The sequence below is a fragment of the Candidatus Tisiphia endosymbiont of Mystacides longicornis genome (assembly GCF_964031095.1).
Taxonomy (GTDB): Bacteria; Pseudomonadota; Alphaproteobacteria; order Rickettsiales; family Rickettsiaceae; genus Tisiphia.
The window spans coordinates 406,399-432,210 of record NZ_OZ035004.1 but is presented as its reverse complement, the minus strand read 5'-3'; the positions used below and the strand labels follow the sequence as shown (position 1 = coordinate 432,210).

The 25,812-nt window shown below is 32.3% G+C and carries 24 protein-coding genes, 1 tRNA gene and 2 pseudogenes; 12 read left to right on the top strand and 15 right to left on the bottom strand.

The features are described 5' to 3' along the window. Positions 1–134 precede the first annotated feature (134 nt). The 3 genes from ACQH6S_RS02315 to clpP all read left to right on the top strand — a co-directional run bounded on the left by ACQH6S_RS02315 (position 135) and on the right by clpP (position 3,911). A complete protein-coding gene (locus ACQH6S_RS02315) occupies positions 135–1,451 on the top strand; it encodes a hypothetical protein (protein ID WP_425359992.1) in 1,317 nt (438 codons plus the stop codon). A gap of 50 nt (positions 1,452–1,501) precedes the next feature. Next, positions 1,502–3,028, top strand: a complete 1,527-nt coding sequence (locus tag ACQH6S_RS02310) for an Npt1/Npt2 family nucleotide transporter (RefSeq protein ID WP_425364655.1) — start codon at positions 1,502–1,504, stop codon at positions 3,026–3,028. A gap of 280 nt (positions 3,029–3,308) precedes the next feature. After that, positions 3,309–3,911, top strand: a complete 603-nt coding sequence (clpP, locus tag ACQH6S_RS02305) for an ATP-dependent Clp endopeptidase proteolytic subunit ClpP (protein WP_341749391.1) — start codon at positions 3,309–3,311, stop codon at positions 3,909–3,911. A gap of 33 nt (positions 3,912–3,944) precedes the next feature. On the opposite strand, the gene ACQH6S_RS02300 is transcribed toward clpP, so the two are convergent. Continuing rightward, entirely contained in the window at positions 3,945–6,038 is a 2,094-nt protein-coding gene (locus ACQH6S_RS02300) for a Sca4 family protein (protein WP_425359990.1), read from the bottom strand. Positions 6,039–6,421: 383 nt separating this feature from the next. Between ACQH6S_RS02300 and ACQH6S_RS02295 the strand changes: the two genes are divergently transcribed. Continuing rightward, positions 6,422–6,994 (top strand): hypothetical protein, encoded by a 573-nt coding sequence (locus ACQH6S_RS02295; protein WP_425359989.1) that lies wholly within the window; start codon positions 6,422–6,424, stop codon positions 6,992–6,994. A 363-nt stretch (positions 6,995–7,357) separates the two neighbouring features. Here the strand turns inward: ACQH6S_RS02295 and ACQH6S_RS02290 are convergent, their stop codons facing one another. The 7 genes from ACQH6S_RS02290 to ACQH6S_RS02260 form a co-directional block, all read right to left on the bottom strand. After that, on the bottom strand, positions 7,358–8,404 hold the full coding sequence (locus ACQH6S_RS02290; protein WP_425360152.1) for an IS110 family transposase: 1,047 nt from the start codon (positions 8,402–8,404) through the stop codon (positions 7,358–7,360). Positions 8,405–8,631: 227 nt separating this feature from the next. Beyond that, positions 8,632–9,039 (bottom strand): iron donor protein CyaY, encoded by a 408-nt coding sequence (cyaY, locus tag ACQH6S_RS02285; RefSeq protein ID WP_425359987.1) that lies wholly within the window; start codon positions 9,037–9,039, stop codon positions 8,632–8,634. A gap of 2 nt (positions 9,040–9,041) precedes the next feature. Next, positions 9,042–10,022, bottom strand: a complete 981-nt coding sequence (mltG, locus tag ACQH6S_RS02280; RefSeq protein WP_094649329.1) for an endolytic transglycosylase MltG — start codon at positions 10,020–10,022, stop codon at positions 9,042–9,044. Positions 10,023–10,176: 154 nt separating this feature from the next. Beyond that, on the bottom strand, positions 10,177–10,515 hold the full coding sequence (locus ACQH6S_RS02275; protein ID WP_341749387.1) for a DUF2672 domain-containing protein: 339 nt from the start codon (positions 10,513–10,515) through the stop codon (positions 10,177–10,179). 3 nt (positions 10,516–10,518) lie between these two features. Then, positions 10,519–12,186, bottom strand: coding sequence for an energy-dependent translational throttle protein EttA (ettA, locus tag ACQH6S_RS02270; RefSeq protein ID WP_094649328.1), 1,668 nt, complete (start codon positions 12,184–12,186; stop codon positions 10,519–10,521). A 219-nt stretch (positions 12,187–12,405) separates the two neighbouring features. After that, positions 12,406–12,765 carry a DNA adenine methylase gene (locus ACQH6S_RS02265; protein ID WP_425360876.1) on the bottom strand — a complete coding sequence of 120 codons (360 nt, stop codon included), beginning with the start codon at positions 12,763–12,765 and terminating at the stop codon, positions 12,406–12,408. 13 nt (positions 12,766–12,778) lie between these two features. Beyond that, positions 12,779–13,288 (bottom strand): DNA adenine methylase, encoded by a 510-nt coding sequence (locus ACQH6S_RS02260; protein ID WP_425359986.1) that lies wholly within the window; start codon positions 13,286–13,288, stop codon positions 12,779–12,781. A 16-nt stretch (positions 13,289–13,304) separates the two neighbouring features. Here ACQH6S_RS02260 and ACQH6S_RS02255 point away from each other — a divergent pair, with 16 nt between their 5' ends. Next, positions 13,305–13,577: a palindromic element RPE2 domain-containing protein gene (locus ACQH6S_RS02255; RefSeq protein ID WP_425364654.1), complete on the top strand. Its 273-nt coding sequence runs from the start codon at positions 13,305–13,307 to the stop codon at positions 13,575–13,577. A gap of 225 nt (positions 13,578–13,802) precedes the next feature. Continuing rightward, positions 13,803–13,878 (top strand) — tRNA-Val (locus tag ACQH6S_RS02250). A 13-nt stretch (positions 13,879–13,891) separates the two neighbouring features. Here ACQH6S_RS02250 and dusB read toward each other — a convergent pair. Beyond that, on the bottom strand, positions 13,892–14,875 hold the full coding sequence (gene dusB / locus ACQH6S_RS02245) for a tRNA dihydrouridine synthase DusB (RefSeq protein WP_094649326.1): 984 nt from the start codon (positions 14,873–14,875) through the stop codon (positions 13,892–13,894). Between the two features lie 456 nt (positions 14,876–15,331). Here dusB and rpsB point away from each other — a divergent pair, with 456 nt between their 5' ends. Then, the gene (gene rpsB / locus ACQH6S_RS02240; RefSeq protein WP_425359984.1) at positions 15,332–16,234 is read left to right on the top strand and encodes a 30S ribosomal protein S2; all 903 of its coding nucleotides are present in this window, start codon (positions 15,332–15,334) and stop codon (positions 16,232–16,234) included. Between the two features lie 333 nt (positions 16,235–16,567). After that, complete coding sequence (tsf, locus tag ACQH6S_RS02235; protein ID WP_425364653.1) at positions 16,568–17,500, top strand: translation elongation factor Ts; 933 nt, start codon at positions 16,568–16,570, stop codon at positions 17,498–17,500. A 539-nt stretch (positions 17,501–18,039) separates the two neighbouring features. Here the strand turns inward: tsf and ACQH6S_RS02230 are convergent. From ACQH6S_RS02230 to ACQH6S_RS02205, 6 genes and pseudogenes are all read right to left on the bottom strand, one after another. After that, a pseudogene (locus tag ACQH6S_RS02230) lies at positions 18,040–18,456 on the bottom strand (IS110 family transposase); the annotation flags it as partial. Then, a complete protein-coding gene (locus ACQH6S_RS02225) occupies positions 18,395–18,658 on the bottom strand; it encodes a hypothetical protein (protein WP_341749282.1) in 264 nt (87 codons plus the stop codon). The gene ACQH6S_RS02225 and the pseudogene ACQH6S_RS02230, both read right to left, overlap by 62 nt. A 162-nt stretch (positions 18,659–18,820) precedes the next feature. After that, a complete protein-coding gene (locus ACQH6S_RS02220; protein WP_094649780.1) occupies positions 18,821–19,402 on the bottom strand; it encodes an MlaC/ttg2D family ABC transporter substrate-binding protein in 582 nt (193 codons plus the stop codon). A gap of 13 nt (positions 19,403–19,415) precedes the next feature. Continuing rightward, positions 19,416–20,177: an MlaA family lipoprotein gene (locus ACQH6S_RS02215; protein ID WP_341759214.1), complete on the bottom strand. Its 762-nt coding sequence runs from the start codon at positions 20,175–20,177 to the stop codon at positions 19,416–19,418. A 230-nt stretch (positions 20,178–20,407) separates the two neighbouring features. Next, positions 20,408–21,163, bottom strand: a pseudogene (locus tag ACQH6S_RS02210) (palindromic element RPE2 domain-containing protein); the annotation flags it as partial. Between the two features lie 326 nt (positions 21,164–21,489). After that, entirely contained in the window at positions 21,490–21,768 is a 279-nt protein-coding gene (locus ACQH6S_RS02205) for a ribbon-helix-helix domain-containing protein (protein WP_425359982.1), read from the bottom strand. A 136-nt stretch (positions 21,769–21,904) separates the two neighbouring features. Here ACQH6S_RS02205 and ACQH6S_RS02200 point away from each other — a divergent pair, with 136 nt between their 5' ends. From ACQH6S_RS02200 to idi, 4 genes are read left to right on the top strand one after another with little or no spacing between them, the layout of a single operon-like run. After that, the gene (locus tag ACQH6S_RS02200; RefSeq protein WP_341749285.1) at positions 21,905–23,107 is read left to right on the top strand and encodes a pyridoxal phosphate-dependent aminotransferase; all 1,203 of its coding nucleotides are present in this window, start codon (positions 21,905–21,907) and stop codon (positions 23,105–23,107) included. Further along, positions 23,104–23,745: a lysophospholipid acyltransferase family protein gene (locus ACQH6S_RS02195; protein WP_341749286.1), complete on the top strand. Its 642-nt coding sequence runs from the start codon at positions 23,104–23,106 to the stop codon at positions 23,743–23,745. Before ACQH6S_RS02200 ends, ACQH6S_RS02195 begins: the two co-directional genes overlap by 4 nt. Next, a complete protein-coding gene (gene waaA / locus ACQH6S_RS02190) occupies positions 23,742–25,142 on the top strand; it encodes a lipid IV(A) 3-deoxy-D-manno-octulosonic acid transferase (protein WP_425359981.1) in 1,401 nt (466 codons plus the stop codon). The genes ACQH6S_RS02195 and waaA overlap by 4 nt, the downstream gene beginning before the upstream one ends. Next, on the top strand, positions 25,142–25,774 hold the full coding sequence (gene idi / locus ACQH6S_RS02185; protein ID WP_425359980.1) for an isopentenyl-diphosphate Delta-isomerase: 633 nt from the start codon (positions 25,142–25,144) through the stop codon (positions 25,772–25,774). The genes waaA and idi overlap by 1 nt, the downstream gene beginning before the upstream one ends. Positions 25,775–25,812: the final 38 nt, after the last annotated feature.

Here is a 25,812-nt window from a genome sequence, read left to right as displayed (position 1 = left end):
AACTACCATAAAAAAGATGTGGGTAATAAATTAAATAGTATTTATAAATTATAATGCTATAATATAAAGCTTACAGTCCGATTTTTGAACAGCCTTGTTTATTGCAGGATATTATAATAATTACTTAATCTTGTATGAAAACAAAATTCTTACTATCTATTGTCTTTTTTAGCATAATTTCAATAATATTTTTTGCATTATTTGGAAAAAATAAGCTTCCAACTCCTAAAAAAATAATGTTTATAGTACATACAGAAACTAATGGTGGCAAAGGAGTATATACCCTATATAAAGCAATGAAAGAAACAGGGCATGATGTAAAAATTGTTGCTATTCCATTATATAATCGATGCTATAACGTAAATATAGATATGAAGTTTACAGCAAAATTTGATAATAATGATGTACTATATCCTTGCGGAAAGATAGAACCTTATACAAAATGCGAAACTATTGAATCATATAAACCAGATTATATTTTTATCCAGAACCCTTATAATATTTACAATGATTCAATTTTAGATCCTTACTTTATCAATTCAACTCTTAAAAAAATTGCAAAAAAGATAGTATATATTCCTTATGGTCCTCACATTTTTCATCAAGATCACATAAATGATAAAAAATTACCAAATATTATGGATTTAGTATTTGTTGATTCAGAAAGTACAAAAGATATTTATATTAAAAAATATGGCTTTCCAAAAGATCGTATTATTGTTTCAGGATATCAAACTTATAAAGAAGTTAGAGAAGGTATTATCACTAGCTCTAAAAAGGCTCCAGAAACTATTTTATGGTTACCAAGGTGGCAGCTATCCTTTCAATATAGAGACCTATTTGAAGGTGGCTCAACTTTCTTGAATTATCATTATTTTTTTTATAATTATGCACTACAAAATCCAAATATAAATTTTATTATAAGACCTCATCAACATTTATTTTTTTCTACTACTAACTTAGGATTTTTAACCCAAGAAGAAATTAATCAAATTTTTACAAAGTTTAAAAGCTTACAAAATGTTACTATTTCTGATAGTACCAACACTTCTTTAGTAAATGATATAATTTCTGCAGATATTGTAATAAGTGATGGAACTTCTGCTCTTGCAGAGGTAGTTGTAGCAGATAAGCCTATAATTTACTTAAGCAATGGTTGGAATAATGAGTTTAATAGTAATAAATTATCACGCGAATTAAAAAAATATATTTATTTAGCATATAATCCAAATGATATAAGAAGATATATAGATGATATTAGGCAAAATAATTATTCACCTTTCCACGAAAAAGAAGAAAAGAATAGTTATTTTAAGAAAATAAAATGCAAAATAAAATACAATTTATTTGAATCACCATGTAACAGAAAAGAATTTAAGAAAATATTAGATCCAATAAAAAACCCATCCAAGTTTATTGCTGAATATTTATTATATGATAAAACCACTTGACAGGGGTTTTATAATAGTTTAGGTTGCTTGAAAATGAGCATGAGTATTATATGAATGCAGTAGATTCTTCTTTCACTATTTGGAATAGAGCTAGAAATAGTAAATTTAGACACGTTGTTTGGCCTATCAGATCTAACGAGTTAGTAAAGTTTGTGCCTATGGCTTTACTAATATTCTTTATTCTCCTTAACCAGAATCTAGTACGTAGTATGAAAGATAGTCTGGTAATAACATTAATTAGTTCGGAAGTTTTAAGCTTTATAAAACTTTGGGGCGAGATGCCTGCAGGTATCTTATTTGTCATCCTTTATTCCAAACTTTGTAATATTATGACAACTGAACAAGCTTTCAGAATCATATTATCTTTTTTCTTGGGATTTTTCCTATTATTTACCTTTGTTTTGTTTCCATACCGAGAATATTTTCATCCAGACCCTCAAATAATAGAACATTATATTACTACACTTCCACATTTAAAATGGTTTATCATCATTTGGGGAAAATGGAGTATTGTGTTATTTTATATAATAGGGGAATTATGGTCAATGATTGTATGTACACTATTATATTGGCAACTTGCTAATAAGATTACTACTACTGAAGAAGCTCCAAGATTCTATTCGTTTTTCTCCTTATTTGGTCAAACTAATTTGCTAATATCTGGTAGTGTAATTGTCTATTTTGCCAAAGGTAATCACTTCTTATTACCTCTATTTTCTCATCTTAATGACCAAACAGAAATTCTTTTAAAATCATTCATAGTAATCGTTACCATATCTGGACTGATCTGTTTGATTTTACATAGATTTGTTGAATTGAAAATTATAGAAACTACTAAAAATATTAGATATAAAAATAAAAGAACCGATATACTAAAGCTAGGGTTAGTTGAGAGTAGCAAAATAATTCTTAAATCAAAATATTTAGGAATTATTTGTGTATTAATGGTTTCATATTCCATGTCAATCAACTTAATTGAAGGATTATGGATGTCTAAAACCAAGGAGTTATATCCTACTACCCAGGAATTTATAACTTACAGTGGTGAGGTATTTTTTTGGACTGGAATATTTACTTTAATTTGTGCTTTTCTAGGTAGTAGTTTAGTTAGAAATTGTGGTTGGTTTTGGGGAGCTGTACTTACTCCCGTTGCAACGTTATTATCAGGAGCAATGTTTTTTACTTTCGTCTTATTGGAAAAGCCTTTATTGGCAATTACGACTGGTCTTAGTCACATTTCTCCATTAATGATAATTGTTTTTGTAGGTGGCTTGTGGCATGTTTTAGGGAAAGGAGTAAAATATTCGCTTTTTGATTTTACTAAAGAAATGGTCTATATCCCTCTTGATAGTGAAATGAAAACCAAGGGAAAAGCTGCTGTAGATGTACTTGGTGGCAAAATAGGAAAATCCGCTGGAGCAATTGTTCAATTTGTCTCTTTTAGTATTTTTCCAAGTGCTGTACATAATGACCTAGCAGGTTTTCTCATGGTGGTTTTTGTTATTGTTTGTATAGCTTGGATTTTTGGTGTAAAAGTCTTAAATCGATATTATAAAAACTTGCTAGCACAGCAGTAGGTTAGTTGCATTATAACTAACCTGAATTATTATACCGTCATTGCAAGGAGCTACTTTAGTAGCATTAAGACAATCCTGTTTTGTGTTATCTCTACGAAGGATGTCATCCCCACTTGCCTTAGTGTCATCCCTGCGAAAGCAGGGATATAGATTCCCGCCTACGCGGGAATGACAATAGTGGGCGGAAATGACAACTTTTCCGTAGGAGCAAATGTACAAATGTTGGTCAGGTTACTATACATTTGTGCTATAATTATTTATTAAATTAAGGAAAAAATTAATGACATACGTACCAATGGTAATTGAGCAAACCTCTAGAGGGGAAAGAGCCTATGATATATATTCTAGGTTATTAAAGGAACGTATCGTTTTTGTTTGCGGTCAAATTGAAGATTATATGGCAAATGTAGTGGTTGCACAATTACTATTCCTTGAGGCAGAAAATCCAGAAAAAGATATTTCTATGTATATTAATTCTCCTGGTGGCGTTGTAACTTCTGGTTTAGCAATTTATGATACTATGCAATATATTAAACCTAAAATTTCTACTCTTTGTATAGGTCAAGCTTGCTCAATGGGTTCTCTATTGCTTACTGCTGGAGAAAAAGGCATGCGTTATTCCCTGCCGCATAGTCGTATAATGATCCATCAGCCGTCAGGTGGTTACCAAGGGCAGGCTACAGATATCGAAATTCATGCCAAAGAAACCATGAAACTAAAAAGAATGCTTAATCTCTTATATGTCAAGCATACAGGGCAAGAACTAGAGACTATTGAAAAAAGCATGGAACGCGATAATTTCATGGATCCTGAAATAGCCAAATCATTTGGGCTTGTTGATGAAATTATCACCGATAGAGCAAAAATTTTAGTAAAAAAATAAATTAGTACTCTATGAAAAAGAAGACTCCAACACCTAAAAACCATGACCTCCTGCATTTCGAGGTTTAACAGTAATAGCTGGCTTCTTGGATACTTCATTAATTTTATTTTGTAAAAACGCTTGCATCTTTACATTATCTCTAACATTAGCATGTTCTGCTCTCTGTTGTGGCTTTACTATTTCACCCTCTTTACCAGCTCTATTCTCTGTTAGTAATCTAACCGCATCAGCATTCGGCTTTCTTTGTCCGGCTTCGATGTTCCTAAGTTCTTTTCCTCTTTGCTTCGCTGTAGCCTTTAATAACCCCTGCAATAGCTTTGCTTGTTCTTCTTTAGACGTTAATGTGTCTAATTTTGCTTCGATATGTTTCTTTTGTGCATCAAATCCTTTATTTTCTAAATTTGATAGCTCTCCTACCAGTTGTGCAATATCCACATCAGTTTTTCGAGTTGAAGAACCTATATGTTGTGATCTTGATAAACTTGCTTTGATATCTTCAGCCCTATTTCTAACGTCTGTATTTATTAATACAGCTTGAGAGATTTTAGTTGTTTTTGTCTCTGTAATAACATTAACTTTTTCATGAAGATATTCAAGAATATCAGCGGCTGGTTCCATTTTGACCATATCATTAGAGAGCATTGTAGTCTCTGGCACTTTATGCAACTGCGGTGTTTCTTCAATATTTTGTCCAGGAGTTGCGGAATTCATAGATAATGGTACATCGATAAATGGCGAAATATCTACACTATGTTCTAGATTTTTGCTCTCTTCTTGCATCATTATTTTATTTTCTTGCATTTGTTCACCAGGCTTTATATAGTCAACTTCAGATTTAGCTCCTCTAGAGGTTACAGCAAGATCAGGAGCCTCAATAGATTCGATAGATGGTGAAATATTCACTCCCTGTCCTAGATTTTTAGCAACTTCTTGCATCATTGCTCTATATTTTTCTTGCGTTACTGGTAAGGTATAGATTTTTCCACCATGCTCTATATAGCCAACTGCATCAGGACTATTTCCGGTAAACTTAACTGGATGTGGCGAGCTGACCTCAATAAGCTTACCAGCATCATCATAGTGAGCAGTAAAATATACAGCATTACTTGCCGCAATATTTTTACCATACTGATCCTTGACAGCTAACGATAAATGCATCGGACCATTATTATCAAGTTTTATCGGAAAATCTATCGTCCTATAATTGCTAATTGCAACGCTAGTTCCATCACTTTTTTGTACTGTATGAGGAGGATTTATTTGATGGTTTGCTTCTGATAATGTTGCAATCTCATGACCGTTTGCATCTCGTACTATCTGCTTCTTAATAGTGATACCATTAGCATTCTCTACACCCCCATCTTTCCATTCCATAGTACTGAATCTACCAGCAAACTGCGTATGAACGTTTTTATAGCCAGCAATTTCGACTTGCTCTAAAGCATGCTTTAAATTTTGATCTTCTTTTAGAAGTCCACTAATTGTTTCTTTATTTTGTTCATTTTCAAAATACGCTCGAAACTTATTCAGATCGTCAAGCTCTTCTGGTTTTGCTATACTCTTATTTACCAAAGCTGCAGCTATTATCGCTCTTTGCTTAGTTAAGATATGCTCTCTAATTGCTTTGGTTATAGGATCAAGATTATCAGCAGAAAAAGACGGGGCATCAACCGAAGAATTATTTAATTCTAAAGGAGCTTTTTCTTCTCCTGGTAAGCAAAAAATGTCCTGAGTAAGCTCTTGTGGTTTGATAGCAGTAACTATTTCCTCTAGTTCTTCCTTACATTTTTGCCAATTCTCAGAAATTGCTTCATCCTGTATGGGCTGTTCTAATATTTCAGCAAATTCATTAAACACTATGGTTTGTTCTACTATTTTGTCAGATTCTGGCAGCTTGTTTTGTTCTTCTGTCTTATTTTTAATTATTTCAGCAAATCCCTTTAATATGTTCTTTTTCTCGCCAAGACTGCCCGCACTATCTTTTAAGGTTCCCTTTACAATTTCAAACAAAGATTGCTCTATAGATTCAGTTTGCTCATCATTTGTTACTTTACCAATTTCCTCTATTTTTGCTATAAAGTTCTGATAATACTCAAAATATTCTCTAGGATCTCTATCTTTACTCATTTTCCCCACCTCATTCTTAAATTATAACTATATTTAATGCTAGATAATATTCTCCCTTAAAGCAACTAATTTGTTTCTATGAGGCTGTCTACAATAACTAATTAATTATATCATGTTTATTCGCAGCCAAAAAGAGCTAAATATAGAATTACTTTAGTTATTAAGCAGCCTCCTAGTCCTTCACAATAATCTAGAAGCTGTGAAAACAATATTATAACATATAATATGTCAACACTAATAGCATAAGAGCATATTATGCAAAAATAATTAAATTAATTTTTCACTAGCCTAGGCAAAATTTATTACATAAAAGTTGCTAAATATTAACTTAATGGTATTATCCTGTATAAAAATTGTCAAAGATAACTAAAGGAGATACAATAATGAGATTTATTAACAACACAAACATTCTGTCTACCCTTGGGTTGGTGGGAACGATGGTAAGAGATAACCTTGCTGCCCCATTTACTACTACTGATGTTATCTCAGTAAATAATCGAACTGAGGAAGAAACATCAACAGAATTAGTCGCACTCAAAGTTGCCGCAATAGTAGCGGCTGTTCTTGCACTTGGTGCAGCTTGTGGTGTAGCTTCTTTTGCTTGCTCCTACCTACGAGACAAAGGCTGCTACGATAGCAAAGATGACCCCTTAGAGAGTTTACCTGACTGTGATAAGGGTGCCATCATACAGAAATTTTTACATAACCCTAAGGGGTGCGGAGAAGAGAATGAACAGAACGATCCGGAAAGACTAAGTATTTCTATAGTTGACTTACATCATGTTCATGATGATGACAATGATGATAATTTGTCATCTATATCGGCAGCTAGATATGCTCTTCCTGACATAGTTTCTCATACTATACCTAACTTAACATCTGACAGTGATGAAGAATCTTTGATAAGTACTATATTGACAAATGAAGAAGTAGTTATGATTGGTGATATCCAGTAGTATAACTTTTTGAGCGCTATTTTATATCCCTACTTTCGCAGGGATGACAACTACACTTCTTTGTCATATATGGACGAGTGAATTTGTCAAGAAAGAAAATAAAAAAATAGAGCCACAAAGGAAGCGGTCATATATTCGGCATCAAGTGCCATAATGGTTTCTGCATTCTTATAAATATCCTTGAGTGACCTCTCATTCCCACGGCTTCTAGAGCCTCGACATAATTACGGATTTTATTCAGAATACTTATTCATTAACTCTTTAACTTTCGTTCTCTTTATTGTTACTATTCTTTACTCACAATATTTATCAATTACCAATTTTTATTTAGTTGACATAGTTTCTTCTTTTTTTCCAACTAAACTAATTTGCAACATATTCGCTACCATTGGTGACTACTGCATAAGCAATCCTTGCTAACTTATTTGCTAAACCAACACATATAATATTATATGATTTATTTTCAGCAAATTTCTTCACTGCCCACTGCACTAGTTTATCTTTTGATTCCTTATCACTTTTTGCTCTTATTGCTATTGTCCTTGCGGCTTGAATCAACATAGTTCTGGCATATCTATCTCCTTGTTTGGTAATCCCTCCTAAAACTATCTTATCTCCTGAGCTATGTTGTTTTGGTACCAAACCAAGCGAAGCAGCAAAATCCCTCGGGGTTGGATAACTTTCCATTGGGGCTACACTCAAACAACTAGCATTGATTGCTCCAATGCCAAAAATTGTCTGCAACCTAGTAGCTTTCTCACTTTGCTTATTATTGCTGATAATCAGCTTTTCTAAAGTTTTTTCTTTGTCATATAAATCCTCAATTTCTTTACATTCTAAAAGTAAAATTGACCTTATCCCAGAATTTATATAACCTTTACTATACGCTAACTCTACCTCCAGCCTACATGATTTGCAAAATTTATTTTTACTTAATTTTGTATTATAGCCATATTCACATAAACTTGATATTGTAGAATTAGTTTTTTGCACACGATCTCTGATCGTATTACTTCTAATTTTATGCAAGAATTTTATATCTTGTTCCTCCTTGCTTTTTAGTAGCACAGTTTTTAATTCTGGATCACGAGCCGCTTTGCATATTGCTAACGCATCGTTATAATCATTTTTCTGTTTCGATGTAGCATAAACTTTTACATCTTTTTTTTTCATTAGTTTGACTTGCAAACCAAGCTTAGCAATTTCCTGTGACCAATAATTAGCTCCTCCACATGCTTCCATAGCTACCAATGAACTTTTATCGAGATTGCTTAAATAGGCTATTAACTCATCTCTTGTAACTTTTTGGTAACCTATTTTTTTGCCATTTTGATCGACTTGCATCAAGTGCATACTATTTTTTGCTAAATCTATTCCTATTATAGTATTTTTTATGCTATTATTTATCATGGTATGGACCTATTAATTAAATTATTATTTAATTTGGAGCAGCTGAAAACTATTTTTCAGCTGACTCCGTACAAGTAAAGCATATTTCGCTTCACTCGTCCATACCATCATTCCCGCGTAGGCGGGAATCTAGACCCCTGCTTTCGCAGGGGTGACACTAAGGTAAGGGATGACGAATTTTGTCCTATATTCTATTCAAATCTACAAAAAAATTTGATTATCGAGTGTTAAGTTTTCGAAGTATTTTTGAAATTAATTTTTAGCTCCTGTTGTAAAATATCAATCAAATCATCAGATGATTTTGATCGCCATCTTGAGAAATTGGTAACGTCGTCACTCATCGTTCGCCTATTACTTATAGGCGTCGCTCCATCGTTCCTAGTACCAAGTTCTCCTGAATTGGCTATACCAGTAGTGTAATAAAAATGGTAAGGACCACTAATTGGTGAAGATAACCAAATTTCCTTAGCAGCTGAGTGTTTATTAATAACAAATATGCCTTGGTTGGTAGTTAAAGTTAAAATATCACCCTGGAAATCAATATCGATAAGGCAATCCTTATCTTCTGTTTCAATTATTTCTGCAATTAAAGATATAGTTTGTTCAGCTAATTTAGCAAATTCAGTATTATCCATGCTTAAGGTTCCTTCAAAGTTTTACGATAAGCCTTAACGTGCTTACTATGATCATTAAAATTATTAGAAAAATTATGCCCTCCCGCACCGTTACCAACAAAATATAATGAATCAATTTTAGCAGGATTTACCACAGATTCTAGAGATTTTATTCCAGGACAAGAAATAGCTCCAACTGGTAAATTAGCAATATAATATGTATTATAAGGCGATTGCATTGCAAAATCTTTTTTAGTTAATGGTCTTGTTAGTTTATCTTTCCCAAGTGTTACAGCATAAATTGTTGTTACATCTGATTGTAGTTTCATATGTTTTTTTAGGCGATTTAGAAATACAGCGGCAATTGAAGGTTTGTCGGAGTTTAAGCTAGCTTCTTTCTCCACAATGGATGCTAAGATTAATACATCAAGGCGAGTTTTTAATGGAGAATCAGGTGATAATTTTTCCATAATTTTGTCGAGCTGTAAAGACATTAATTTTCGCATTTTATCAATGATTTGCTCTTTTTGATCGCCATATGAAAAGAAATAGGTAGATGGCATTAAAAATCCTTCCGGAATTGTTCCTATAATCTCTCCCATTAATCGTTCTTCGCTATTAATTTTTTTTATTATTTCATGGACAAGCATACCTTCAGGTATAAGCATTTTATGAATAATTGATTTACCACTGGATAATATCCTTAGAGTTTGCATAGGAGAAATATTTTGAGTAAAAATATATTCCCCACTCTTTATAGAATGTTTTAATGAATATATTTTGGCAAGAAAGGCAAATAAAGCAGGATATTTAATGATGTTATGATCATTTAATGTCATAGAAATTTGATCAGTTGACAATCTAGGTTTGATTATTACCGTCTTGTTTTCTACAAGTTCCCCAGGGGCAAATAAGTAAAATATACAAAAATTGATTCCACTGACTAGTAGAATCAATGTAATAGTTACACAAATAAATTTTATTTTTAGTATTTTCTTAAACAAGATACACCTAATAAGAGTTAAACAGATTCTATAATTATATAGCCAATTCAGGAAAATTTGGAGCTAGGAGGCTGCCTACGATAACGTTCCCAATTTCTCATCAATTGACTATAGCACAAAATAAGCTGGCACTAATAGCATATGAAAAAATTTATTATTTTTTATGATTTTCCACTATATTCCCATATTCTGTACTTTTTATTTTTATAAGCTTATCATATTTTACTTTAAGTTCATTTAGGGAATAATTACCATCATAATATCCTTGGATATTAATAATTCTTTCTAAATAAAAGTTCAACTGCTCAACATCATTTTCTACAATATCATTATCAATTTTTAAATCTTTTGTAATATATGTTAATGCCTGATTTTTGACTGCTGAACAGTATAATTTAAATTCTTGGATTTTTTTTATAATCATAGGAATATCTTCTGGCTTTGTTACTATCATTGCTACTAACATAACCACTAATATTTCTCCTATAGACATATTTTATACTAATTTTTTATGACGATATTTAGGATTAATAACATTTTCACCTGTTAAATTAATCATATAATCATGATAATCTTGGTAATTTCCTTCAAACCATGTAGCATTTCCATCTTTATCAAAAGCAATAATATGGGTTGCTATTCTATCTAAAAACCAACGATCATGGCTTATCACTAATACACATCCAGCAAAATCTAAAATAGCATCTTCTAAGGCTCGTAATGTGTCAACATCCAGATCATTCGATGGTTCATCAAGTAAGATAACATTAGCTCCTTCTTTTAATAATTTGGCTATGTGTACCCTATTACGTTCACCTCCAGAAAGTTGCCCTACTTTCTTTTGTTGATCGCCCCCTCTAAAATTAAAGGCTGCACAATAAGCACGACTTTTCATTGATCTAGAACCAAGTTGTAGCTCCTCAAGACCTGAAGAAATTTCATGCCACACAGTATTGTTATCATCTAAACTATCCCTTGATTGATCAACATAACCAAGTTTAACAGTCTGTCCTAATTTAATAGAACCGTGATCTGGGTTGGTTTTACCAGTGATAATATTAAATAAGGTAGATTTGCCGGCTCCATTTGAACCTATAATACCAACAATCGCCCCTGGAACCACCTTAAAACTAAAATCTGATAACAGTACCTTATCATCATATCTCTTTGCTATATGTTCTGCCTCTATGACTAAATCACCTAGACGTGGACCATTAGGTATAATAATTTGTGCCACGCTTGATTTTTGTTCTTTTTGTTTGAGTAACAGATCTTGATAGGCAGTAATTCTAGCCTTGCTTTTTGATTGCCTTGCCTTTGGTGATTGGCGTATCCATTCAAGTTCTCGTTTTAATTGTTTATTCCTATCATCATCTTCTTTATCTTCATTTTCTAATTTTGCTTGCTTTTGTTCAAGCCAAGCACTGTAGTTAGAATGCCATGGAACACATCTACCTCGATCCACTTCTAATATCCAATCCGTTACATTATCAAGAAAATATCGATCATGGGTAATAACTACTACTGTGCCTTTATAATTTTTTAAGTAATTTTCTAGCCAAGAGACCGATTCAGCATCTAAGTGGTTTGTTGGCTCATCAAGTAATAACATATCAGGCTTTTCTAGCAAAAGTTTACATAATGCCACTCGCCTTTTCTCTCCACCTGAGATTTTTGTAACATCAGCATCTTTATCTGGACATCTTAATGCAAACATAGCAATCTCTATTTCTCGCTCTAAGCTCCAAGCATCACAACTATCTATTTTTTCCTGTAGATCAGCCTGTTTTGCTAGAAGTTCATTCATTTCATCATCGGACATTTCTTCAGCAAATTTATTGCTTATTTCATTAAATTCGTCAATTAAGGCTTTTTTATCATTTAAACTTTCCATAACATTATCGAAAACATTTAGAGTAGGATTAAGATATGGCTCTTGAGCTAAATAACCAACTTTAACCCCATTAGCCACAAAAGCCTCACCATCATATTCTTTATCAATAGCTGCCATGATTTTTAGAAGAGTAGATTTACCTGCTCCATTTGGACCAATAATGCCAATTTTTGCCCCTGGTAAGAAGGACAAATAAGTTTCCTTTAAAATTTGTTTACCGTTGATGGTTTTACTTAAACCATTCATAACATAAACATATTGATACGACATAATCCTTAATTCCTTTATTTTTTATATATTTACTTGTAGTTTTTAAATAGTTAGTAGGACATATTATATTAGATATTTTGTTTGTCCAAGTTGTAAATTCAGACATACTAAAAACACCTTTTAAGTTTCCATAAAACTTAACCTTTCCTAACAAGACGATTATTTATAAATACCTCAAGTTCATTTCCTGTTTTATTGGCAATTGATCCACCTTGTGTTTTATTCATAATTTCTAATCAAAACCTCTTCTGCATTTTTCCTTTCATTAGCTTTACAATTAATAGCGCGTGGTGCTTCAATAATCTCTATATAAAAATCTTTATACATCTGCTTTATAAACTGAATATTAGAATTTGAAAGCATAAAATATACCCCCTTATCGTTTAACTCTTTACATTTTTGATAAAGTTTTATCTGATCTGTTTCTGTAAAATCAAGTTTGGTATATTTAGTAAACGATGCATTAATTATAGGATGATAAGGGGGATCAATATAAACAAAATCACCTTTATTTGGAGAAATTTCGCTGAAATCTTGATGTTTTATATCAACATTTTGTAGTAATTTACTACAAGCTATTATATTTGTCTCATCAACTATTGCTGGATTTTTGTACCTTCCTCATAGGCACATTAAATTCACCTTTGTTATTGACTCTATAAAGCCCATTATAACAGGTTTTATTAAGATATATGAAACGTCCAGCAACTTCTATATCATTATCATTAATAAATTGTTTCCGGATTTTGTAATAATACTCTTCACAATGATTTACTTTATGTTTTGCCAGTAGCTTTATTAATTCTTGAGGTTTATTTTTAATCACAGCATATGTAATAACTAAATCTAGGTTTATGTCTGATATAGTTGCACTAGCTGGAGCAAGAGCAAACAAAAGTACTCCTCCCCCTACAAATGGTTCATAATAGCTTTTATAAGTTTGTGGCGTTCTTGAGGATAATTCTTTTATTAAACTTCTTTTTCCACCTACCCATTTTACAAATGGTTTTGCCTTATCGTCGTTTTCAATTATCATGTCATCATTTTTTAGTACAGCTTTTCCTATCCTTGATAAAGCTTCATTAAATGATTCAATTTGCATAAAAATTTACCAAATTATGTTTTACATCTTCAGTCCATTATACAATATTTTTAACGTTCTGCAACTTGCCTTAAATACAGAACCTCCTTTATCTAATAATTTTCTAATGCTATTTTTTATCGGAAGCCAATCATATACTGCACCAAATTTTTATATAATCAATGCAGGGGAATTGGGCAGTATAGTCAATTCAGAGGAATTTGGGGCTAGGAGCGATGGAGCGACGCCTATAAGTAATAGGCGAGCGACGAGTGACAACGTCACCAACTCCTCATCAATTGACTATTAGTACTATAGATTAATTAGATATCTTTACGACCTAAAATTTTAATAGGTTAGCTATACACAATACCTTTTGTCCAAAGTCCAATTCAATTCTTATTGATACAACCCATTTATTGGGTAATTATTAAATAGGTCTTTAACATTTTTATTATTTTAAAATTAAATAATTTTAGAAATAACTTGATTTTTCTGAGGAAATGGGGCAATATCTGCCTTAAGCTGAAGAAGCGGGCGATTAGCTCAGTTGGTAGAGCATCTCGTTTACACCGAGAATGTCGGGAGTTCAAGTCTCTCATCGCCCACCAGTATCTTTGAAATTTACACACTTTTCTGCACAATACCTTCATAAAATTCAGTTATCTTGTCTTTAACCTTAAAGGGATCAAGCATTATATTAACCCCACCTCTAAATTCTGCTGAATTCGCTAAACCACTACTATACCAACCTATATGCTTTCTCGCTAGCTGAACGCCGGTATCGTTCCCGTAATATTCTAGCATGGCATCATAATGACTTAATATCACTTCTAACTGCTCTGCCATTGAAGGGGAGGGTAGTTCTTCTCCTGTTGCAAGATAATGGGCTATTTGAGAAATAAACCACGGTCTACCATATACTCCCCGACCAACCATTATACCATCAGCCCCCGATTTTTGTAAGCATTCCTTAGCTTTAGACAAGGAAGTAATATCTCCATTAGCGATAACGGGAATCTTTACCGCATCCTTAACCTGTCGTATAAATTCCCAATCTGCTTGACCAGAATAAAACTGGCATCTTGTCCTACCATGAATGGTGATCATTTGTATACCAGCATCATAGGCTATTTTTGCCAAATTTGGGGCATTCTTAGTTTGCTCATCCCAGCCAGTACGCATTTTTAAAGTTACTGGGATTTTTACTGCTTTTACTGTAGTTTCTAAGATTTTTGCCGCTAATTTCTCATCTCGCATTAAAGCAGAACCAGAATAGCCGCCAACTACTTTTTTAGCTGGACAACCAAAGTTTAAATCAATAATTTTGGCTCCCATATCCTCATTCATTTTAGCTGATTCTGCTATTATATCAGGCTCACATCCAGCAATCTGTACGCATGAACCAGTAGCATCATCTTGAATAATCGCACATCTTTGTAAAGATTGCCTTGTTTCAATAATCATTGCCCTACTAGCAACCATTTCAGAGATTACCAGACCTGCACCAAATTTTCGTACTAATTTTCTAAATGGTAAATCAGTAACCCCTGACATTGGGGCTAATATCACCGAATGAGGTAGCTGAATATTGCCTATTTTTATCATAACACATTAAAAAGTTATAAATTAATTGCTGTATAGAATAATTATCATAAATTATTTTAATAAGACATAGTCAATTGATAAGAAGTTGGGGTTAGGATAATTCCTATAGTAATACGAGCATTGAGCGACGACGTCACCAACTTCTCATCAATAAGGTTACCAGTAAGTGTATCTTTTTACAGATACCAAGGATAATCATAAAAATCTTATTGATTTAAACTTTTAATTGTATAGAATTTTTATGATCTTGTAAACAGGAATTTTATCGACAATTTATGATATATCCCTTGCAAATATATTGATTAAATATATAATTAACTCTGCTTAAAAATAATAACAAGCAAAATTCACACGTAAGAGTTCAGTTGTTAGTCCAATTTCTTTGGTATCAACTCTTACGGAGGAGTACCTACTGCTAATGTAGGTACATAACTAACATTTCAAGGAGATTAAATAATGTCTAAAATAAAAGCTGTTAATGTCAGAGAATTACTTGATGCTGGGGTGCATTTTGGTCATAAAACCTCACGCTGGAATCCAAAAATGGCACCTTATATTTATGGCGTCAGAGATGATATTCATGTAATTGACTTACAACAAACTGCCGTTCTAATGCAAACGGCTCTCAATGTAATATATGAGACTGTTAAGAAAAATGGTAAAATATTATTTGTCAGCACCAAAGTCCAAGCTAGTGATATAATAGCTGAGTATACAGAAAAATGTGGGCAATATTACGTTAACCACAGATGGCTTGGTGGTATGTTAACCAACTGGGGAACAATTTCTGGCTCAATAAAAAAGCTAGATAGCCTTGAAAAAGTTCTGGAAAATGAAGAGGAATATTCTGTTTATACCAAAAAAGAAATATTGGAAATGACCCGTAAAAAGGATAAATTACTAAAATCCTTAGGTGGTATTAGGCATATTGAGACAAAGCCAAATTTGCTGGTGGTAATTGATACTAATAAAGAGCATTTGGCAATTCAAGAAGCAGTAAAATTAGGCATACCAATAATTGCCATTGTTGACACTAATTCTAATCCAGATAATATAGATCACCCTATTCCTGGTAATGATGATGCAATAAGATCTATTAGACTTTATTGTAGCTTGTTTGCCGATGCTGTACTAGCTGGTATAGAAGAAGCTTTAGTGGCATCTGGTGTTGATTTAGGAAGCATAGCTACTCATGAAGAAAAAAATACCAATATCAAAGCTATTACTAAATTAAAACCGACTAAGAAATTTTCTAAAACTTCTGACCTAAATAACCAAGAGGCAACTAACCAAAAAACAGCAGAGTCAGAGTTTGAAACAGCTTTGGAAATTGCAGAAGTTACTGCGACAGTAAAGTAACTGGAAGTGCTAACCAAATTAGCACTTAGCCATTTGTTTCAATAAAAAGGGTATCGTTCCCGCGTAGGCGGGAATCTATAATATCTCAGGGATTTGAGTATTATTTTATCCCCATTACAGGGATGACAATAGACCTATAGACCTCTTGCATAACCTAAAGATAATTGAGGAATTTTTAGGAAAAACGAAGTCGAGTACCGCAGCGTACTAAGATGTATGTGAGGAACGAAGACGAGTTTTGACAACAAAATTACCAATTAGATTAGGTTATGCAAGAGGTCTATTGATAAATACTAGAGGGGTTAACTATAACCTTTAATTAAGGAGAATAAAATGATAAATGCTGGACTTGTAAAACAATTAAGAGAAAAAACTGGTGCAGGAATTATGGACTGCAAAAAGGCTTTGCTTGAAACAAAAGGAGATTTTGAAACAGCTGTTGATTGGTTAAGAAAAAAAGGATTATCAGCTGCAGCAAAAAAATCAGATAGAGTCGCTGCTGAAGGACTAACAGCAGTGCATATTAAAGATAATGTTGGAGTTATTATAGAAGTAAATTCAGAAACAGATTTTGTGGCAAGAAATGATAAATTTCAACAATTGGTTAAAAATATCGCGACATTAGCTTTGCAAGAGAGTAATTTGCAACCGTTAAATTTATCATCACTAAAATTAGCAAAAACATCAACAGGCCGATCAATTGATGAAGAAATATTAGATAATATTGCTACAATTGGTGAAAATTTAAATCTACGTCGTGTGGATGTCTTAAAGGTCTCAGAAGGGGTGGTAGCATCCTATGTACATAACACTGTTGTTGAGGGGCTAGGTAAAATTTCTGTTGTTGTTGGTTTACAATCGACTAGTAAAGAAAAAGCTAAGCTTCTAGAATTGGGAAAAAAAATCGCTACCCATATAGCAGCAAATAATCCCTATAGCCTTGATGTATCTAGTCTAGATCAGACTTTAGTTGAACGTGAAAAAAATATATTCTTTGAACAATCCAAAGCTTCTGGTAAACCTGATAATATCATCGAAAAAATGGTTGAAGGCAGAATACGTAAGTTTCTTGCAGAAGTTGTTTTGCTTGAGCAAAACTTTTTATTTGACGACAAATTAACAATTTCTCAAGTTATTGATAATATGGCAAAAGAATTAGGAACTTCAATTAAAATTACTCAGTTTATAAGATATGAACTAGGTGAAGGTATAAAACAAGAAGATAAAAACTTTGCAGACGAAGTCGCAGCTGTTATACAAAAATAAGCAAGAAAGAATGTATAGCTAACCTGACTAACATTACTCTGTTATTGCAAAAAAGTATAAGCCGATAAAGCAATCCATTCTTGATTATTTTTATGGATTGCTTCGTCGACCTAAGGTCTTTTTCGTAATGACGGTTGAAGCTTACGCAGTCTTCGCTAATAGACGTTGACCATATACTACTTTTAAAGTATCTTGCCTGAAACCAGCATCTATAGTCATGTATGGACTTACCCGATAATGCAAGAAAAAAATAATATATAACAGCAAAAAAATCGAATGCAGTCATGTATCCGGCTTATAGTTAATAAATTACCTTAAATTTACCCTATAGCCCTGATGGAATTCGCTGGCTTACAAACTTATACTTATCATTTCATCGACTTCTAAAGAGCCATTGACTATTTCAGTTTTCTCGTAAGCTAAGGTTCGTCTTATTTACCATCAATATTATCATTCTTTCGCATATTCCGGATTAGAATCTATTAAATTTCTATTTACCTATAATATTCTCTCGTCAACAACTAGTTTGTACCAATTCTTTAGCTACAAACTTTACTCTCGGTATAATCATTGCCTGAACTGAGTACCGCAAACACCACCCTTGCTAGTTTGTTAGCTACTGCAACAGTTGTTTTATTATGCCCATTTCGTTCAGATAAATTAAACATCCACTCGGTAAACTTGCTATAATCTTTTTTAGATTTTTGCTCTTCCGTGGTAAATCTTATTTTACTATTCAGTACTGCTCTTGCTCCTTGAATCAACAAAGTGCGTAAATATATATCACCTCTTTTACTAATGCCAAGCAACTTATCTTTGCCACCACTAGAATGTTGCCTTGGTACTAATCCTAGCCATGCTGATAATTGCCTGCCATTTTCAAAACAACTAGCATTACCTATTGACGCTATTAAGGCTGTAGCAGTAATTAACCCTATACCTGGTATCGTCAATAGATGCCAGGGATTCTACCAATGGTTTTATGGCATGCAAATAATTAAATTCAATAATAAATTTCCCAAGGGTAAAATACGAATAAATCTTTTTATCTTTTACTGTCAAGTCTTCTGCAACATCAAGTAACGCATTTAAACGATTATTATGTATAAAAGGACAATGTTCTTTTATTACTTCATTTAATACTGTTTTTACATCCATAACCTACTATCTCCATCATCATTAAATAATGAAGATATTCTATCAATTCTTGCTATTTTGCAACAATTTCGTGGGGATATATCAGATTGCGAGGAGCTACTTTAGTAGCGACGAAGCAATCCACATAATAATCTTCATGTTCACTGGTAATGACGAAAAAGCTTATGACTTCTTTACCAATTCATCGATCAATGTATCAAAACCACTATTACTGAGAATATTCATGAACTCTGACTGTTGGGAACTGATCATACTAACACCTTCCGTAATAACATCTGAAACTTTAAAACTAGAATTATCGCTTGCATCTTTTTGACGTACCAAGTAGTTTACTTTAGCTGTTCCTATCAACATTTCTACCATAAACTCACCTTTATCAAGAATACGCACTTGTTCAACTTTAGGCTGTTGACCATGATAATTTTTCACCAAATCAGCATAGACTGTACTGACATAATTACCATAAACTTCTGTAAATTGTTTAATTTGTTCAGGGGTTAAAGTTCTTCTGTAGACCCCAAGGGTAAATTTAGCCATCCAATCTAAATCCAGGTTAGCTAAAATTAGCATCTTACTTTTAGCAATTTTGCCATCTTGAGTTAAATTTTGATCATTAAATACCTCTAGACCATTTTTTATTAGCTGATTAACATAGCTATCAACCCCCGCATTATTATCATTAGCAGTTGAATAGGCTGACAAAGACAGGAAATTTAAAATTAAGCAAACAATAAATTTTTTCATAATTTTCTATAATTTAGTTAGGTTTAGGGCATTTAAATTGTTTAGGATAGGCAATTACAGATTCCCGATTTTGATGCATAGCTGATCTTACAGCTATGTAAGGATCGGTAGAACTACGTGTTATATAGTCAGTAAATGGTAATAATCCTAACCTAGTATCTATAATTTGTACACTAGATACTACCATTTCAAAATTCCTATGTACCCTATACATTATAGGATTTAAATAACTATTTGTAAATACCGGATCTGTGAAGTCTCTTGCATTAGTAGCACCAATAAATGGTAGGACTAAGTATGGTCCAGGCCCTACTCCATAATGAGCTAAAGTATTCCCCAAAGTTTGTTTGGTAACTTTTAAGCCAATTTTACTTGCTACGTCAAATAATCCGCCTATACCAAATGTACTATTGATAAGAAATCTCCATATACTCTTCATAGTTTGATCATAATTCATCTGTAAGCCATAATTGACAGCAGTCAAAGGTATAGTAATGTTATCTAGAAAACTACTCACTCTAGCTTTGGTATAATCATTAGTAAATTGTCTATAGCCTATAGTAATAGGTCGCAAAAACAGATAATCTAAAATGGAGTTAAAGACAAAGATTTTACGATTCAGTTTTTCATAAGGATCATAGACTTGCATACAACCATTCTTGGCACTATAAACATACTGAAAATCATCATTATCTTGAGTATTTTGAACATCCGCTATTGCGGTTAGGTTAAAAAAGTTAAGTATAACTAATGCTAGTAATATAAATCTCTTCATTATAGGTTTCATCAATGATTTTTCTTACAAACCACCATATAGTATTTATCATTTTTTTCTATAACTAATTCCTCACTACTTAATACAGTGAATTTAGTTTGACTTAAAGCTTCCTTGATATCTGTTATAGCAAAAATAAATTCTTTTCTTTTTAATGAAAGATTTGTAACGTTATTTATTGGCAAACAAAATGCAAAATATCCTAATTTATCGACTATTGAATAAATATCATTAAAGTAAGTTGACAGATTCTTAGTAAAAGAAAGAGCGTTAAAACTTAATATCACATCATATTTATTAGAATGTTGCTTAATAAAGTCTGGTATAGAAACTTCTAGTATATTATCATAGATATTCATATTTAGGGCAAAAACATTCATGGCTTCTGAACTTTCTACACCAGTAAAAGTAAAACTATCAGGAAAACGCTTTTTAACCTCAGCCCCCACTAAACCTGTATTACTACCTAGCTCTAAAATGCGGTAATTATCAGGCAAATCTGTTATGCCACTCATAATCCTACTGACAAAATTATGAGGTAGGTATAGTTGCTTATTACTACAAAATTTGTTGTTATAATATTCAGCCGTAAGATTTCTATATTGATGCCAAATTTGCGAAGGAATATCTGACGAATTATTATAATTTTGTAAAAAAGTTCCTAACTTGACTGGATCAGATTCAGAAGCTTTTTGTAGATGATACAAAGCCTTTTGATAATTATTTTTTAAGAAATATGTCCAACCAAGCCAGTAATTAACTTGGCAAGAATTATAGTCAATTGAGGAGAAGTTGGTGACGTCGTCCCTCGTTGCTCGCCTATTACTTATAGGCGTCGCTCCATCGCTCCTAGCCCCAAATTCTCCTGAATTGACTAAAGCTTGGTCTGAATTAGAAAAAAATTTATCAACCAATTTAAACCTTAATATAGCGTCATTTAAGTTATTCTTATATAAATGTTCTATACCAAGCTTTAAATTAGTTTCTTTTAAGTGTGTTACCTTGTATTTTACATCGGTAAAATAATTGATCAACGTAAAAATTTTCTCCATATACCAAGATGGAAAATTTTTGCAAAAATGATAGCATGATTTCATCTTATCCTTTATTAAACCGTAACTGTTATAAATAATTTTGCTGCCAAACATAAAGTCTATGAAATTTGATTTTGTTAATATATATAATAGCATATATATTAACTAGCACTAATGACTTTGTCTATAATTATAGTCAATTGATGAGAAGTTGGGGACGTCGTTACTCGTCGCTCCTAGCCCCAAATTCTCCTGAATTGACTATACATAAAATAAATCTAATATCCCTCTTTGCTCCACCATTTTTTCTCTTCTTGTGGTAATTCTGAATTTAAGGTTTCTGTTATTTCCACCATTTCTTCAATATATTTCTTAGATTTTTTCATAGCAGTAAAACTTTTTACGATAGCAACTTGTTCAGCTGGTAACTGAAAACTACTCAACTCATGTATAATAGCTTGACGAATAAATTCGGTTCTAGATATCCTTAGTTTTTTAGCATCTTCATTACTAGCTTTTGCTATAGTATCTGGTAAAGTAATAGATAAACTTGTCATATTATTATTTCATATCAATTTATATATAAAATAATAATATAATAATTTAACTCGCTCAAGAATTGTTTTTTGAAAACAAATATAGTATATACTCTAATGATTTGAGTATACTTGATAAAATTATATAGGTTCTACTATGTCACTTATTGCTAAACGATTAGATTTAATAAAGCCATCCCCTACTTTAGCCTTAGTCAAAAAAACATTTGAACTAAAAAAACTAGGCAGAGACATAATCTCCCTTGGGGCTGGTGAGCCTGACTTTGATACGCCAAATAATATCAAGGAAGCTGCAATTAAAGCTGTGCGAGATGGTTTAACAAAATATACTAATGTTGATGGTGTATTGGAGCTTAAACAAGCGGTACAGAACAAATTCAAGTATGAAAATAATTTAGATTATGATTTAGACGAGATAATCGTATCCAGTGGAGGAAAACAAGTAATCTATAATTTGTTTATGGCATCCCTTAACCCCGGTGATGAAGTAATTATTCCTAGTCCATACTGGGTTTCATACCCAGATATGGTAATATTAGCTGACGGTATTCCGGTATTTGTTAATTGTAACATGGAAAATAATTTTAAACTTACTGTTAATGTTCTAGAGCGAGTAATTAGCAAAAAAACTAAATGGTTAATTATTAATTCGCCGAGTAATCCAACAGGGGGGGCATATTCTTATCAAGAATTAGCTGATATTGCTGAATTATTACGCAAATATCCCAACATAAATATTATGTCTGATGATATTTATGAGCATATTATTTTTGATGATTTTAAGTTTTACACTTTTGCTCAAGTGGCACCGGATTTAAAAGATCGAATATTTACGGTTAATGGTGTATCAAAAGCTTATTCTATGACAGGATGGCGTATAGGATACGGAGCTGGTACTAAATCATTAATTAAGGCAATGGCTATTATTCAGTCACAAAGTACTTCTAATCCTTGCTCTATAAGCCAAATGGCAGCCATTGAAGCTTTAACTGGCCCTCAAGATTTTATTAAGTCTAATGCAAAAAACTTTCAAGAAAAACGTGACTTAACCTTATCAATCCTAAATGATATCAAGGGTATTAGTTGTTATAAGCCGGCAGGAGCATTCTATTTATTTCCTAAATGTAATGAATTATTTGGGCTTAAAACCCCCTCTAATAAAATTATCAAAGATAGTAATGATTTTGGAGAATATTTGCTTGAAGAATGTAGTGTGGCAGTTGTTCCTGGTATTGCATTCGGTTTAGAAAATTATTTCAGAATTTCTTACGCAACTTCGATAAAAAATTTGGAGCAAGCATGCTTGCGTATAAAAAATGCTTGTCATCAATTAAAATGATCAAGAAACTTCTTAAAAAGAATAATTTTGCACTTAGTGTAGTCACTAAATTATTGTATAGTTATTTGAGAGTGGTTTATTTTACCTGTCGTTGGCAGTTTGTTTTTCCAGATGGTTACAATGAACAGCAATTTTTAGCACAAAAAGGGGCAATTTTTGCTTTTTGGCATAACAGGCTCGCTTTGGGTCCAGGAATATTTACCGGTCATAAAGACATTCATGCCCTTATTTCTCCTCATTCTGATGGTAAAATAATTAGTGATATTGTCAATAAATTCGGCTTTGGGGTAATAAATGGCTCTACTAATAAAAATTCTGTGGTAGCTTTAAAAGCCATTATCAAAAAATTACATAATGGTAGTAATATAGTAATTACCCCAGATGGTCCGCGTGGACCTATTTACAAAATAAATAGTAATATTAACAAAGTGGCTCAAAAATATAATATAAAATTAATACCGGTTTCTTGTAAGGCTTCTAGATATTTTTTACTTAAAAGTTGGGATAAACTGATTATGCCGCTACCTTTTGGTAAAATAACGGCTTTTATAGGTTTGCCACTAATTTTTATGGGCAATGAAAATCAAGATGATATTAATTTAGCCCAAGCATTAAACATCAGTGAAATAAACTCATGATCTATTTATATCATATCTTAAGTTTCCTATTTCTTCCACTATATGTTCTTTTATTGGTATTGAGAGTTATTGTTGGCAAAGAAGATATAAAGCGTATAGGGGAACGTTTTGCTATTGGGCATACACATACTATAATCAATTCAGGAGGATTGGGTAGCAGGAACGATGGAGTGACGCCTATAAGTAATAGGCAAGCGACGAGTGACGACGTCCCCAACTTCTCATCAATTGACTATAAACGAAATGAAACTTTAGTTTGGATACATGCCGCCAGTGTAGGGGAATCTATGATAGCTCTTACCTTAGTCGAAAATATTAATGATCTTTGGCTAAAAAGAACGATGCCAAAAACCACCTTAAAGTTTTTGGTTACTTCAGGAACCAAATCTTCTGCAAAAATATTACAACAAAAGTTACCTGTAAATGCTGTTCATCAACTAATTCCTATAGACAATATTATTTTTGTTAAGAAATTTTTTAGAAATTGGCAACCAACTCTAGGAATCTTTATTGAATCAGAATTATGGCCATGTCTAATTAGCGAAGGGAAGAAACATTGTAAATTATTATTACTAAATGCTCGTATCTCTGATAAATCATTTGCATCATGGAAAAAAATAAGCTCATTTTTTAGGGCAATCACCTCTAATTTTAGTGAAATTATTGTTCAAAGTAACATCGATTATGAAAAATTTATGCAACTTGGTATGAGCAATATAAATAATTTAGGCAATATCAAATTTGCCAACAAAAAATTACCGGTAAATGAACAAGAATTAACAATTTTAGCACAATATATGAGTGCTAAAAGAATTATTGTATTTGCCAGCACTCATCTGGAAGATGAAACAGTATTATTGAATATTATAAAACCAATAAAACAACGATATCCAAATTGCTATTTTATTCTAATTCCACGCCATCCTGAACGTAAAAATGATATAGGGAAAGCGTGTACCCAACTAAATTTAACCTATAGTATCAAGTCTGAACAAAATATACCTATTCTGACTGATGATCTTTACATTGTTGATAAATTTGGAGAACTAGGATTATTTTTTAGCATATCTTATATTTCATTTGTTGGCGGTTCATTTAAACAAGGTGGACATAACGTACTTGAACCAGCATATTTTGCTAATTATATTATATTTGGACCAGATATGAGTAATTTTGCTAATATTGCTAATGAAATGCTTGCAAATAAAGCTGCTACGCAAATTCAAAACAAAAGTGATTTATTGAATAAAATGGAATATTTGCTATCTGAAACTGGTATCGAGGAAGCTAAAATTTATCAGACTAATGCCTTAGAATTTGTTAATAAAAACCAACAGATTTTAGGTAATTATTTAGCTATTATAGAAAAATATTTGTTAGTAGGAGTAAATCATTAATGTCATACTCAAATGAGCGGAGTGTACATTTAGTACATGAACACGCGAATGCCCCGAAGTTTTGCAGAACCAATTCTTCAAAGCATTCGAGTATACATGTGGTATTAGTTGATGAACAAGATAAGATTCTTGGAACAGAGGATAAATTGACGGCTCATAATTCTAATACACCATTGCATAGAGGGGTTTCTGTGTTTCTTTTCAATAGTCAAAAGGACATCTTGATACAAAGAAGAAGCTTACTCAAAAAAACCTGGGGTGGATTTTGGTCTAATAGTTTTTGTGGACATCCACAAATTAACGAAACTTACGAGCAAGCTGTTTATAGGCATGCAAAATTTGAATTAGGCTTGGTCAGCTTGCAGAAAGTATATTTTATTGCTAATTATCGTTATAAATTTGCTATAAATAATATTGTAGAAAATGAGATATGTCCGATATATTTAGCTTTATCAGATGATGTTATCAGAATAAATGAACAAGAAATAGCAGAAGTAAAATTACTTAAATGGCAAGATTTTAAGTTATACACAGAGGAATACTCAGAAGATTTTTCTCCTTGGTGTAAAGAAGAGCTTAAAATATTAGAAAATAGCGAAATATTCAAAAAATTTATGGATTCAGCTTTATAATTATAGTATAAAACTGGACTAATAAGTATATTCTGCAA

Bases quoted from the DNA above. Each gene is read 5' to 3' on its own strand.
- ACQH6S_RS02275 (WP_341749387.1), bottom strand. From the start codon at position 10,515: ATGTCTATAGGAGAAATATTAGTGGTTATGTTAGTAGCAATGATAGTA.
- ACQH6S_RS02195 (WP_341749286.1), top strand. From the start codon at position 23,104: ATGATCAAGAAACTTCTTAAAAAGAATAATTTTGCACTTAGTGTAGTC.
- ACQH6S_RS02200 (WP_341749285.1), top strand. From the start codon at position 21,905: ATGTCACTTATTGCTAAACGATTAGATTTAATAAAGCCATCCCCTACT.
- ACQH6S_RS02310 (WP_425364655.1), top strand. From the start codon at position 1,502: ATGAATGCAGTAGATTCTTCTTTCACTATTTGGAATAGAGCTAGAAAT.
- rpsB (WP_425359984.1), top strand. From the start codon at position 15,332: ATGTCTAAAATAAAAGCTGTTAATGTCAGAGAATTACTTGATGCTGGG.
- ACQH6S_RS02290 (WP_425360152.1), bottom strand. From the start codon at position 8,404: ATGATAAATAATAGCATAAAAAATACTATAATAGGAATAGATTTAGCA.
- ACQH6S_RS02260 (WP_425359986.1), bottom strand. From the start codon at position 13,288: ATGCAAATTGAATCATTTAATGAAGCTTTATCAAGGATAGGAAAAGCT.
- waaA (WP_425359981.1), top strand. From the start codon at position 23,742: ATGATCTATTTATATCATATCTTAAGTTTCCTATTTCTTCCACTATAT.
- ettA (WP_094649328.1), bottom strand. From the start codon at position 12,186: ATGTCGTATCAATATGTTTATGTTATGAATGGTTTAAGTAAAACCATC.
- ACQH6S_RS02300 (WP_425359990.1), bottom strand. From the start codon at position 6,038: ATGAGTAAAGATAGAGATCCTAGAGAATATTTTGAGTATTATCAGAAC.
- ACQH6S_RS02225 (WP_341749282.1), bottom strand. From the start codon at position 18,658: ATGGATGTAAAAACAGTATTAAATGAAGTAATAAAAGAACATTGTCCT.
- ACQH6S_RS02205 (WP_425359982.1), bottom strand. From the start codon at position 21,768: ATGACAAGTTTATCTATTACTTTACCAGATACTATAGCAAAAGCTAGT.
- ACQH6S_RS02215 (WP_341759214.1), bottom strand. From the start codon at position 20,177: ATGAAGAGATTTATATTACTAGCATTAGTTATACTTAACTTTTTTAAC.
- dusB (WP_094649326.1), bottom strand. From the start codon at position 14,875: ATGATAAAAATAGGCAATATTCAGCTACCTCATTCGGTGATATTAGCC.
- ACQH6S_RS02295 (WP_425359989.1), top strand. From the start codon at position 6,422: ATGAGATTTATTAACAACACAAACATTCTGTCTACCCTTGGGTTGGTG.
- ACQH6S_RS02220 (WP_094649780.1), bottom strand. From the start codon at position 19,402: ATGAAAAAATTTATTGTTTGCTTAATTTTAAATTTCCTGTCTTTGTCA.
- cyaY (WP_425359987.1), bottom strand. From the start codon at position 9,039: ATGGATAATACTGAATTTGCTAAATTAGCTGAACAAACTATATCTTTA.
- idi (WP_425359980.1), top strand. From the start codon at position 25,142: ATGTCATACTCAAATGAGCGGAGTGTACATTTAGTACATGAACACGCG.
- clpP (WP_341749391.1), top strand. From the start codon at position 3,309: ATGACATACGTACCAATGGTAATTGAGCAAACCTCTAGAGGGGAAAGA.
- tsf (WP_425364653.1), top strand. From the start codon at position 16,568: ATGATAAATGCTGGACTTGTAAAACAATTAAGAGAAAAAACTGGTGCA.
- ACQH6S_RS02315 (WP_425359992.1), top strand. From the start codon at position 135: ATGAAAACAAAATTCTTACTATCTATTGTCTTTTTTAGCATAATTTCA.
- ACQH6S_RS02255 (WP_425364654.1), top strand. From the start codon at position 13,305: ATGTTTTACATCTTCAGTCCATTATACAATATTTTTAACGTTCTGCAA.